The following is an 11,574-nucleotide window of genomic DNA, read 5'->3' as shown; positions in this document are numbered from 1 at the left end:
TATTAATCCGCCTTTCGGCGGGCTATCCCCCAGTTGTCGGTAGGTTGGTTACGCGTTACGCACCCGTGCGCCACTAATGTATTGCTACATCCGTTCGACTTGCATGTATTAGGCCTGCCGCTAGCGTTCATCCTGAGCCAGGATCAAACTCTCCATTGTATAAAAATCCTAATCTCATCCGAAGATGAGACGATGTCGAGTGCTGACCTTGCTCATTATTTGACGTTGTCGTCTTTTAATTCGTGTGCTTGGTTTTTTTGTATTTGCGGCCAATCCAGTGGATCAGCCACAAACACTTACCATTTGTTTGTCTCAAACATTCAAAGAACGTATGCCCTTCCCGCTGGAAGAACCGTGTGGCCGCCTATTTAAGCAGCCTTTTTTTGTTTTCACCGAGCGCCGTTTCGTTCGGGGTTGCAAAGGTAAGATACTTTTTTCTAAAAGCAAGAAAGTTTAAAATATTTATAAACTTTCTTTTCTCTTACTCGTATTTCCTGCTTCCTATTGAAGCGGGGTGCAAATGTAGCAATCTATTTTATTCCTTGTCAAGTACCTGAGAAATATTTTTCTCAAGCTTATTCGACTCCATTTATAGCTGCTTCCTCTCGAAGCGGGGTGCAAATATACTAGGCCTTCTTCTACGCACAAGGCTCTATCCTTCTTTTTTTACGATATCCTTCTCCTGAACAACAGATAGTAGGCTAATTGTGTGCTCATTATAAGTATGTTGCACAAAGCATTTTTTTCATCAGGAAAGCCCATTGCTCGGCCGTGTATAAACGACCGAACAACAGGCTTTACCATTCAATTTAACAGAACAGAGTGGTTTCTCTGATACCTATTGATTCATCTCCTATGAAGTTCACTGTAATTATATAGCTACACTTCGGCGGCTATTTGTTTCGGACGGCGGGTAGTGGTTGCCTCTTTTGCTGCCACTACAGTTACGACTACGTACTTGGAAGTAGGGGTATTGCTGACTTCTGCCACACTAGAAATAGGTACTAGTGGATTGGCTTCAGGAAAATATGCAGCGACGTTGCCCCGTGGGATGTCGTAGGGGACGGCGATGAACTTTTCGATGGTGCGCTGTTCACCTTCAAAGTGGCTGGTTATATCGATGAGGTCTTTTGCCTTTAAACCACGGTCGGCAATGTCTTCAGGGTTCATGAATAGAACGCGCCGCTCGTTGTGGATACCACGATACCGGTCGTTGTACTCGTAGATAGTGGTGTTGAACTGGTCGTGGCTGCGTACTGTCATGAGCACTAGCTGGCCAGGCTCAAGTGTGTGCTTAACCATAGCAGTGGCTGTGAAATTCGCCTTCCCATTCTTGGTAGTGAACTTCCGCTCCCTGGGGCCATTAGGCAGATAAAAACCACCGGGGCGCCGAAGCTTTTCGTTGAAATTCTCGAACCCAGGAATAACGCGGCTAATATGGTCACGGATGACGTCGTAGTTTTCTGTCATGGCTACCCAGTCGGTGGTGGTCCGGTCGCCGAGGGTGGCAATGGCTACTCCGCTGATGATGGCTACCTCGCTGAGCATCTCGCCGGCCAATGGCACTAGAGTGCCCTTGTTTTGGCTGACGACACCCATAGAATTTTCGCAGGAAGTCATTTGGTGGCCGGCACGTTGCATATCCATATCAACGTGGGTGAAGCATGGTAGCAACAGACTGGTTTTGCCGGTAACAAGGTGCCCTCGGTTGAGCTTGGTACCTACAAAGACCGTGAGGTTCTGCTTGCGCATGCCCTCGGCAATCAGTTCGGTATCGGGGCCGGCGGCTAGCAAATTGCCCCCAAGGCTGAAATAGACTTTGGTGCGGCCCTCAACCATAGCTTTGATGCTTTCTACTACATCGAAGCCGTCTTTGCGGGGAGCCGTGAATTTGAACTCCTTTTCCAGGGAGTCAAGAAAATCGGAACTGACTCGCTCCCAGATACCCATAGTCCGGTCGCCTTGCACGTTGGAGTGGCCGCGGACTGGGCAGGTACCGGCCCCAGGTTTGCCGATGGCCCCCTTCATTAGTTGCAGGTTGACGATTTCCTGGATGGTTTGTACGCCATTTTTCTGCTGCGTAACTCCCATTGCCCAGCAAGTGATGATTTTCTGCTTGGTAGCGAGCATATTGGCCGCTTCTAAAAGCTGAGCCCGCGAAATGCCGCTCACCTCCTCGATGTCTTCCCAACTGGTATTGCGGATGTTCTGCTCGAACTCCTCGAAACCGGTAGTGTACTTGTCGATGAAAGGCCGGTCAATTACCTGGCCTGCATTTAAGTCTTCGGCTTCAAACAAGTGCTTCATAATGCCGCGTAGTAGCGCCATGTCGCCGTTTACGCGCACTTGCAGGTACAAGTCCGTAATGGGGGTACCGTCGCCCATCAAAGCCCCAAGAGCTCTGAGCGGATTCATGAAGTCCTGAGGGTTTTTGAAGTGGTTGAGGCCGGCTTCAATCAGGGGGTTGACACTGATAATTTTAGCCCCGTTGCGCTTGGCTTTTTGCAAAGCCGTGAGCATGCGCGGGTGGTTGGTGCCGGGGTTCTGCCCGATGATAAGGATGACTTCGGCCTCATAAATATCGTTGAGCGTGACCGAGCCTTTGCCTAGGCCTAAGGTGGGGCTAAGTGCGGAGCCGCTGCTTTCGTGGCACATGTTGGAGCAGTCGGGCAGGTTGTTGGTACCGAACTGCCGGGCAAAGAGCTGGAACAGGAAGGCCGGTTCGTTGGGCACTTTACCAGAGGTATAGAACACGGCTTCGTCGGGTGAGGACAGCGCATTGAGCTCATCGGCCACAATCTGGAAGGCTTCCGGCCACTCGATGCGGGTGTAATAGTCGGAGCCGGGGCGCTTTACGAGGGGGTGCGTCAGGCGGCCGGTATTGTTCTGGTCCCGGTCGGTAAGGTGGGAGAGTTCCGTGAGCGTATGCTTAGCAAAAAAATCGGGGCCGGCAGAACGGTCGTCGGCATCGGAAGCGGTGGCTTTGGCGCCGTTCTCGCAGAACTCGGCTACGGAGCGGTGGTCGTCGGGGTCGGGCCAAGCGCAGCTAGAGCAGTCGAAGCCGTCTTTCTGGTTCAAACCAAGCAACGCCTTGGTGCCCCGGGTCATACCACCTTCAGACCAGCTGAACTGCATGGACTTGATAACGGCCGTAACGCCAGCCGCCACTTTGGCCCGGCCTTCCAGCCGCAAACCGGTCAGCTCTTCGGGCGGTTGGGCCAGGATGGGGTGCAAGTATTTGGCGTTTGCCGTATCGGGGGCCGGAATATGCCGCTTGGGCGCATCGGCGCTGGCTTCGTGCTCAGCCATGGATGGGTTATTGGAGTTGGTATGGTAGTGGTCGGGCGCGGGCGCTTCGCCTTGATTGGGCCGCTCACCGCTCTTTGGGACGTTGCTGGCTTTTTGGGCGTGCTGGTCGTTGGCTTTGCCGGGGTCGGTAATGGGGGAATCTTCCATGGCTTGGGGGGAAATACGGCGGTGGGATTTTGGTAGACAACAAAGAGCAAGTGGTTAGTGCTTACAGCCCAAGTCCTTTTCTACTAGGATATGTAGCACTTGGTTGTCGGTGAAGGAGACAGTACCGCGCAGGCTTACTTCTTCTGAGGCGGTCCAGTCGTCGGCTACCTGGGGCGGCAGGCGCACTACCACCCGGCCAGCGGTGTAGGAAACGTTCAGGTCGGAGTTGGGGGCCGTTTCGTCGCGCTGGATGGCGTACACGATCCTATCGGATACGGATGGCCCGAGCGGCACCACAGTTTCGAGGCGGCCTTGCTGCTGGAAGGTTGTTACTTCTTCCGACGACAGACGGAGGCGGACGGTATTATCTTCGAGGCGAAGCTTCATAAGTAGTGATTTACTGATTTTCAACTAACTGACACGCTGTGTTATTCCGAGTCTGGTGCCGAAGGTTGCAGGTCTTGCAGGCGCCACTCGTGGCAGTAGACGTTGTAACGGTTCTGGCGCACAAAGCCGCATACCGTCATGCCGAAACTGCGGGCCGCGGAAACAGCCAGGGAGCTAGGCGCACCAACAGCGGCCAGAATGGGAATACCGGCCACGGCGGCTTTCTGCACCAGCTCAAAGCTGGCCCGGCCGCTTACCAGTACCATGTGCTGGTGCAAAGGCAGCCACTCTTGCAACAGCGCCGCCCCAATTACTTTGTCGAGGGCGTTATGGCGGCCTACATCTTCGCGGAGCAGCAACAACTCGCCAGTTGGTGAAAACAGGGCGGCGGCGTGCAGACCACCGGTTTGCTCGAACAAGGCTTGGGCTGCCCGCTGCCGAGCCGGCAACTCGTGAATCAGGGCAGAAGAAACGTAGGGGCCATCGGTGGGCAGCACGGGGCAGGTGGCGGCATTTACGGCCTCGATGCTGGTTTTGCCGCACACGCCGCAGCTACTGCTGGTGTAGAAGTGCCGTTCCAGGCGGGGCAGGTCGGGGGTGGCGGTGGGGGCTAGCTCGGCACGCACCACGTTTTCGCGCTCCTCTTCCTTCTCTACATCGGGGCAGTAGATGACGCCGTGCAGCTCCTGCCGGTTGCGGATGATGCCTTCGGTGAGCAGAAAGCCGGCCGCCAGCTCGAAGTCGTGGCCGGGGGTGCGCATGGTGATGGACAGGGTGCGGTGCTCCCGCTGGCCGCTGGCTCCGTAGCCCACCCTGATTTCCAGGGGTTCTTCCACGGCCAGCACATCCGAGGCGGTAGTTACCTCAGCGGCCTGCACTTTGTGCACCGTGGCGTATTCGTAGCTGGTGGGTGGGAGGAAAACTTTCACGGAGACAGTATATTAAGCAGCGGGTTGAGCACTTACGCGGTAAGTAGTTAACCTTCCCACGCAGATAGAGGTTTTAGGCAAGACTATAGGTACGGCCCGCTGCCGCTTTCAGCTAAAGCACGGGGCAACCTTTGCTGCTACCCTTTCAACGCATCCTCTTTAAACAGCTTCTCGCCGTGCTTACTTCCGAAGAACGCAACCGCTACCGCCGCCATTTGCAGCTCCCCGAAATCGGCGAAGCCGGGCAGCTCCGCCTCAAAAACGCCCGGGTGCTGGTGGTAGGTGCCGGCGGGCTGGGCTGCCCGATATTGCAATACCTGGCAGCGGCGGGCGTGGGCACCCTGGGCATTGCCGACGCCGACAAAGTGGAAATCAGCAACCTTCAGCGCCAGATTTTGTATGGCCCCGGTGACTTAGGGCACTTCAAAGCGGAAGTGGCCAGCCGCGCCGTGCGCAACATCAACCCGCTGGTACGCACCGAGGTACACACGTGCCGCGTAACCCTGGGCAACGTGCGGGAGGTGGTGGATACGTATGATGTGGTGGTGGATGGGTCCGACAACTTCCCGACGCGCTACCTGCTCAACGATGCCTGCGTGACCTTCAATAAGCCTTTGATTTCGGGGGCCATTTACAAGTTCGAGGGGCAGGTTTCGGTATTCAACTACCAGGGTGGGCCCACGTACCGGTGTCTGTTTCCGCAGCCGCCATCGGCCAAAGAGGCTCCTAACTGTGATGCTACCGGCGTGCTGGGTGTGTTGCCCGGCCTGGTGGGCACCGCACAGGCTGCCGAAACGCTGAAGGTGCTGCTGGGCATTGGGGAGGTGCTGAGCGGGCGACTGTGGGTGCTGGACGTGCTTTCGTTTCAGACGCGCGTGATGAAGTTTGCGCGCCGGCCCGAGCAAGCTGCCATCAACCTGCGCACCGCCGACCCCACCGACTACGCCGACCTGTGCGGGGTGGGCATAAACGCCATTTCGGCCGCCGACCTGCAACAGCAGCTGGAGTCGGAGCACGCGCCTTTTCTGCTGGATGTGCGCGAACCACACGAGTTTACGGCCGGACATCTGCCGGGCGCTACGCTGTTGCCGCTGGGCAGCCTGGAAAAAGGCGTTGCTTCCATTCCGCGCCACCATCCGGTAGTGGTGTATTGCCGCTCGGGGCGCCGCAGTACGCAGGCCATTGAGCGGCTGCAAACCGAATTTGGCTTTGCTAACCTGCTCAACCTGGATGGCGGTATTGAGGCCTGGGACCTGCTGAGCGTACAGGAAAACGTGAACTAGCTCTGCCGCCCCATCTACCTTCCAGCTTCCCTGCTTTTCACCACTTGCCTTTGTATGCCGCTTACTGCGCCTCCCCTCCCCCGCCGCCCCCGCCTACGCTTTGACCGCAACGAACTAGCCGGGGCCTTGGGTGATTTAGGCACCGACCTGCCGCTGCTGATTGGGGTGCTGGCCGCTTCGGGGACTGATAGTGCCGGGGTGCTGGTGATGTTTGGGCTGATGCAGGTGTTTTCGGGGGTGTGGTACGGGATGCCGATGCCGGTGCAGCCGCTTAAAGCTTTTGCCGCGCTGGTTATTGCTCAGAAAATTCCGGGCCGGGTGATTTACGGCGGCGGTTTGGCCATTGGGGTCAGCATGTTTGTGCTATCCATCACCGGGCTGATTGATGTGCTGGCCCGCCTGGTGCCTAAGCCAGTGGTGCGCGGCATTCAGTTTGGGCTGGCGTTGCAGCTGGCCACGCTGGCACTCAAGGAATACGTGCCTTCCGATGGGTTGCCGGGGTACGCTTTGGCCGCCGCGGGCTTTATCGTTACGGTGGTGCTGCTGGGTAACCGCCGCTGGCCGGCCGCGCTGGTGGTTATTGTGCTGGGGGTCAGCTACGGGTTGCTGTTCAAGCTCGATTTTGCCACCGCTCAGCAGGCCCTGGGCCTGCACCTGCCCACCTGGCATACTCCCGCCACGGCCGATATTCTGACGGGGGCCGTGTTGCTGGCGTTGCCCCAAATTCCGTTGTCGCTCGGCAATTCCATTCTGGCTACTCGCCAGATAGCCCAAGATTATTTCCCGGAGCGCAACCTAACCGTGAAGCAAATCAGCTTTACGTATGCCCTCATGAACCTCGTGAATCCGTTTCTGGGGGGCTTTCCGGTGTGCCACGGCTCGGGCGGCATGGTGGGGCACTATGCGTTTGGGGCCCGTACCGGCGGCTCGGTGGTGCTGTATGGGTTACTGTTTCTGGTGCTGGGCTTATTTTTCAGCCAGGGTTTTCAGCAAGTGGTGCAGATATTCCCGCTACCTATTCTGGGCGTACTACTGCTGTTTGAAGCCCTTACTTTAGCGGCGCTGCTACGCGACATTGCCACTACCCGGTCTAGCCTGCTGTTGGCTCTGCTGACTGGCTTGCTTTGCGCGGGGCTACCCTACGGCTACCTGGTGGGCCTGATAACCGGCACGGCCCTGTATTATGCTATGCAGCGCGGTTGGGTAGGCATTGGCAAGCAATAAGTAATTCGGCAAGCCCAATTTCAGGCTACCCACCAATTGTGCTCATCGACTCGAAGCTGAGTTGGTGCAAGGGGCGTTGCTGCTCGGCCTCGAAGCCATTAGCAGCGCGGTACTTGAAGGCGGAGGTTAGGGCGGCTACGATGTCGGCGTCGGAGGAGCCGCCACGGAGCAGGGCCCGCACGTCGAGCACGCCTTGGTCGTAGAGGCAGGTTTTGAGGCCGCCTTCCGCCGTGAGTCGAATCCGGTTGCAGGTACCGCAGAACGTACGCGAATAGGCGGCAATAATGCCGATGCGGCCTACGTGCCCGGCCACTGCGTACTCGGAGGCCGTGGCGCCGGCTGCGCCAGTTAGCGGCACTAATGCACCGAAATGTTCTTCCAGGTGCTCCCGAATGCGGCGGTGGTGCCAGGGTAGCGTGGCCGGCGTGGCGGTGTGGCTGCCCCCATTGAACGGCATTTCCTCGATGAAGCGCACTTCCACCGGTAAATCCCGGGTCAATTCGGCCAGCGGAATAATGTCTTGGGTGTTCTGGCCATCCATTACCACTGCGTTGATTTTCACTTGAATATCCGCGGCTAGCAGCGCATGAAACGTATCCATCACGCGCGGCAACTCGTCGCGGCGGGTGATGCGCGCAAAACGCTCTTGGTCGAGGGTATCAAGGCTAAGGTTGACGGCTTTCACCCCAATACGGGCCAACTCCGGCACGTAGGGCGCGGTCAGCACGCCGTTGGTAGTCAGGCTGATATCATCGATGCCGGGAATGTCGGCCAGGCGGGCCATGAAGGGTACCAAGTCGCGCCGCACGAATGGCTCGCCGCCGGTCAGGCGCACTTTGCGCACGCCCAAGCCGGCCATCAAGCCTACCAGCCGCTCCATTTCCTCGTAGGTCAGGAGCTGCTGCTTGGGCATGTACTTGATGCCTTCTTCGGGCATGCAATAGAAGCAGCGCAGGTTGCAACGGTCCGTCACGGCAAGCCGCACATATTCGAGCGGACGACCATGGTTATCAAACAAAACAGACGAAGCAGCCATACAAATCAGACAATACGCAAAACCCGTCGCAACCGATGACCGGCCACCCTTATTTTCGTAAAAACAGCCATTTTTCTAGAGGCTGCGTACTCGGGACCGAGGCCGCCCACTTAGGCTGGGCTCAGATAACCAGATACGGCCGCCTCCGGTTTCAGAGTTGCGCGCCTCAATTTGGAATCTGCTTAAACCATCGGTGATATGAACTTGAAAATAGCTCTTTTTGGCATCGCCAAAGAAATAGTAGGCCAGCCCGTGCTGGAAGTAACTACCCCCGCCGACCAGCCGGTGCAGGCCCTGCTGGAGCAGCTTCGCACGCAGTACCCAGGATTGCGGGGCCTGAGCAGCTTGGCAGTAGCGGTGAACAATGAGTACGCCGAAGACACCCAACTCCTGCACGAGCGAGACGAAATTGCCCTGATTCCGCCCGTGGCCGGCGGCTAAACTGCCCCGAATAGTGTTGCTGCCAGTTTGCTGTTTACCTACGTACCTCCTGAATCCATTGCCTTGATTACCATCGACCTTACCGACCAACCCATTAACGTGGCCGCAACCCTGGACTTAGTGCAGTCGGATGGGGCGGGCGCCGTTAACACGTTTATTGGCACGGTACGCAACAAAAGCACTGGCCGCCCGGTGGTGCGCCTCGAATACGAAGCCTACGACAGCATGGCTCTGCATCAGCTCCGCAAGGTGGCCGACCAAGCCAAAGAGCAGTGGCCGATGCTGGAGAGAGTAGCCGTAGTACACCGCAAAGGCACCCTGCAAATCGGCGACGTGGCCGTGGTGGTAGCCGTATCTACGCCGCACCGCGCCGAGAGCTTTGCCGCCTGCCAGTACATTATCGACACGCTGAAGCAGGTGGTAACTATCTGGAAAAAGGAGTTTTACGAAGATGGCGACGTATGGGTGGCTGCGCATCCCTAACCGTCGTTCTGTACGCTCGGCACAACTGGCTTACCCGGCCGTTTCAATCAGCTGCACGGCTTTTTCCAGCACTTCGTCTCGGCCTTCTTTGATGCCTTTAATGGTCGGCTTCACCTCAATATCGGGTATGATGCCAACCCGCTGGGTTTCGCGGCCATCGGGATAATACACGCCCAAGCCGCTAATTCTAGTGGAAATGCCGCCGGGTAAGACGATAGTGGACACGTCGCCGTCGGCGCCGGCCGTGGTGCTGCCGATAACGGTGGCGTTGGGAGCAGTGCGCAGAGCCATAGTGGTGTACTCGGCTTGGCTCTGCGAGATTTCATTTACCAGAATAATTATTTTACCAGGGTAAGGCTTCACTTTACCGGGCGCCACCGAAATCGGCTTTTCCATGAGGGGGAAGGTACCCGGATAGGTTATGCTCGGACCACTGAACAGCACAAACGGGGTGGGCTTTTGCACCAGGTATTGCGACAGGGCAAAGACCACAAACTCAGACGGGTAATTGCGAATATCAATCACCATTCCTTTGGTGTTTTCCGCGGCCTGCATAATTTCCGGCAGCTTGTCTTTCTTGATGGTGCCCAGCGCGAGGTAGCCAATGTTGCCCGGCAGCAAGCGCCAGGCCGAAGCCTCTGGGTCTAGCGTACCCCAGTTCGATTTCAAGTTGAGCTTGGTGCTTTCGTAGCGGCTGATGGTCACTGGAAATTCCTTGCCGTCGCGGCGCACTACCAGGGGCACCTGCTCTGTGTTGCCGCGCAGCAGCAGGTTGGCAATGTTGCGCAGCTGCGTAGGCTCGTTGGAAGCCGGGGCAATGGGCTGCCACTTTTTCACCAGCTCCGGCACCGGCACGCCATTGATTTTCACTACCACGTCGCCGGGTTGCAGCCCCGATGCTTTGCCAAGCGCGGCATCGTAATACTCCGTTACCACGGCCTGGTTTTCCACGAAGCGAAGGCGGACCGGCGCGTATAACTTGCCATTGTGCTCGGTCAGCACCTCATCCTGGTAGATATTGGCGTGCGTATCGTGGATGCGGGCAATCAGGGCTAGTAGGGCAAGCCGGTATTGCTCGGCAGTATCCGCACTGGTCAGCTTGGGAATAAACTCTGGTAGCACCTGCTGCCAGTCTTCCCCAATAGCGTAGCGGTAGGGAAAGAAATAGGCAATTATGTTCCAGTAGCGGTAAAGCGCCAGCAGGCGCAATCCGGCATCAGGTAATTTGGCGCGCCCATAGGAGGCCTCGTGCTGGAACAAAGGGTTGCCGGTGTTTGGCACCGTATTGAGATAGTAATGCTCCCCTTGGTTACGGTTCTGGCGCAGGTAGGCAAGGTGGATGCGCAGCGTTTCACTGAGCTGCTTCTTGTCTGATAGCCACGCCAGATCGGGTTGCAGGCGCACTTTGTTGGCGGGTAGCTCTTTGCACGTTTTACACACCGGCACCTCCCCAAACTTGGCTACCCAGGTGCTGAGAAGTTGGCTACGGCTTTTTTCGTTGGGTGCGGCCAGCACGGAAGGCAGCACCCGAAACAGCTCGGCGTCCATGTTGAAATTGCCGGCGGCTACGGCTGGGTGGTAGTACTTCACAAAGCCCCACACCCGGCCCAGCACCGCCAGGTTTTCCAGTTGCTGCTGGGTGAGCTTCTCAGGAAACGTAATACCCGAAGCCTGTTGAAACGCAGTGTCTTGCGCCGCTGGCTTGATACTAACAGGTCGTGTGGCGAGGGCAGGCAAGGGTTTGCCATCAATGGTCAGCTCCAGGTCGTCGAACCAGGCGGTGCCGGTACCGGTCAGGATGCCGCCAAACAGGATGGCTTCGGCCTTTTCCTCCAGCGGCAGCGTGATGCTGAACTGCCGCCAATCGGTGGTACCCCGCATGGGCTGATCCTGGGTGTTTTTGAAGGCCACCGAGCCATTAGGGCCGTCCTCGCGCAGCCAAATTGCCGCCGAGCCTTGCTCCGATACGCCTTCGGTTCTGATGAACCCCTTCAGCGTAATCGACTTGCCCTGGTACTGCGCCGGAATCCGGAGCGTTGCCACGCCAAACTGCCCGGCCGTGGCCTTGCTGTCCTGCATCCGCAGCGCATACCGGCCCTGGTGATGCACCACCGAATCGAGCGTGACGGTATAGCCCTGGCCGTTGTTGGTGTACCACGTAGCCGGCAGCTTACCCGCCTTGTATTCGAAATCATAGGTAGCCGCCGGGGCAGTTGTTTGCGCCAGGGAGGTGGTGGCGCAGCCCAGATGCAATGCCAGTGCGAAGTAGGATAGTTTCATAGAAAGGAAAGGAAGTATGCTACATAGAGTCAAGAAGATACTAAAAGGTAGCAGT

9 protein-coding genes and 1 rRNA gene are annotated in these 11,574 nt (G+C 57.2%); 4 read left to right on the top strand and 6 right to left on the bottom strand.

Translation table 11 applies throughout. From position 1 onward, the window contains the following. The 4 genes from J0X19_RS17710 to fdhD all read right to left on the bottom strand — a co-directional run. Positions 1–159: ribosomal RNA gene (locus J0X19_RS17710) — 16S ribosomal RNA — on the bottom strand; the annotation flags it as partial. Between the two features lie 720 nt (positions 160–879). Next, positions 880–3,456: an FdhF/YdeP family oxidoreductase gene (locus J0X19_RS17705; RefSeq protein ID WP_206985759.1), complete on the bottom strand. Its 2,577-nt coding sequence runs from the start codon at positions 3,454–3,456 to the stop codon at positions 880–882. Positions 3,457–3,510: 54 nt separating this feature from the next. Then, on the bottom strand, positions 3,511–3,843 hold the full coding sequence (locus tag J0X19_RS17700) for a DUF7009 family protein (protein WP_206985758.1): 333 nt from the start codon (positions 3,841–3,843) through the stop codon (positions 3,511–3,513). 41 nt (positions 3,844–3,884) lie between these two features. Continuing rightward, positions 3,885–4,772 carry a formate dehydrogenase accessory sulfurtransferase FdhD gene (fdhD, locus tag J0X19_RS17695; protein ID WP_206985757.1) on the bottom strand — a complete coding sequence of 296 codons (888 nt, stop codon included), beginning with the start codon at positions 4,770–4,772 and terminating at the stop codon, positions 3,885–3,887. 176 nt (positions 4,773–4,948) lie between these two features. Here fdhD and moeB point away from each other — a divergent pair, with 176 nt between their 5' ends. Then, positions 4,949–6,055 carry a molybdopterin-synthase adenylyltransferase MoeB gene (gene moeB, locus J0X19_RS17690; RefSeq protein ID WP_206985756.1) on the top strand — a complete coding sequence of 369 codons (1,107 nt, stop codon included), beginning with the start codon at positions 4,949–4,951 and terminating at the stop codon, positions 6,053–6,055. 54 nt (positions 6,056–6,109) lie between these two features. Then, on the top strand, positions 6,110–7,279 hold the full coding sequence (locus J0X19_RS17685; protein WP_206985755.1) for a putative sulfate/molybdate transporter: 1,170 nt from the start codon (positions 6,110–6,112) through the stop codon (positions 7,277–7,279). Positions 7,280–7,304: 25 nt separating this feature from the next. On the opposite strand, the gene moaA is transcribed toward J0X19_RS17685, so the two are convergent. Further along, positions 7,305–8,315, bottom strand: a complete 1,011-nt coding sequence (gene moaA / locus J0X19_RS17680) for a GTP 3',8-cyclase MoaA (RefSeq protein WP_206985754.1) — start codon at positions 8,313–8,315, stop codon at positions 7,305–7,307. A gap of 198 nt (positions 8,316–8,513) precedes the next feature. On the opposite strand from moaA, the gene J0X19_RS17675 reads away from it, so the two are divergent. Both J0X19_RS17675 and J0X19_RS17670 read left to right on the top strand, forming a co-directional pair. Continuing rightward, positions 8,514–8,756, top strand: coding sequence for a MoaD/ThiS family protein (locus tag J0X19_RS17675; protein ID WP_206985753.1), 243 nt, complete (start codon positions 8,514–8,516; stop codon positions 8,754–8,756). A 27-nt stretch (positions 8,757–8,783) separates the two neighbouring features. Then, positions 8,784–9,239, top strand: coding sequence for a molybdenum cofactor biosynthesis protein MoaE (locus tag J0X19_RS17670; protein WP_242582854.1), 456 nt, complete (start codon positions 8,784–8,786; stop codon positions 9,237–9,239). A gap of 30 nt (positions 9,240–9,269) precedes the next feature. Here J0X19_RS17670 and J0X19_RS17665 read toward each other — a convergent pair whose 3' ends face one another. Then, on the bottom strand, positions 9,270–11,519 hold the full coding sequence (locus J0X19_RS17665; RefSeq protein ID WP_206985752.1) for a S41 family peptidase: 2,250 nt from the start codon (positions 11,517–11,519) through the stop codon (positions 9,270–9,272). Positions 11,520–11,574 lie beyond the last annotated feature (55 nt).

The organism is Hymenobacter telluris (genome assembly GCF_017313265.1).
Taxonomy (GTDB): domain Bacteria; phylum Bacteroidota; class Bacteroidia; order Cytophagales; family Hymenobacteraceae; genus Hymenobacter; species Hymenobacter telluris.
The sequence above is the reverse complement of the archived record's forward strand: the minus strand, read 5'-3'. Positions and strand labels throughout refer to the sequence as shown.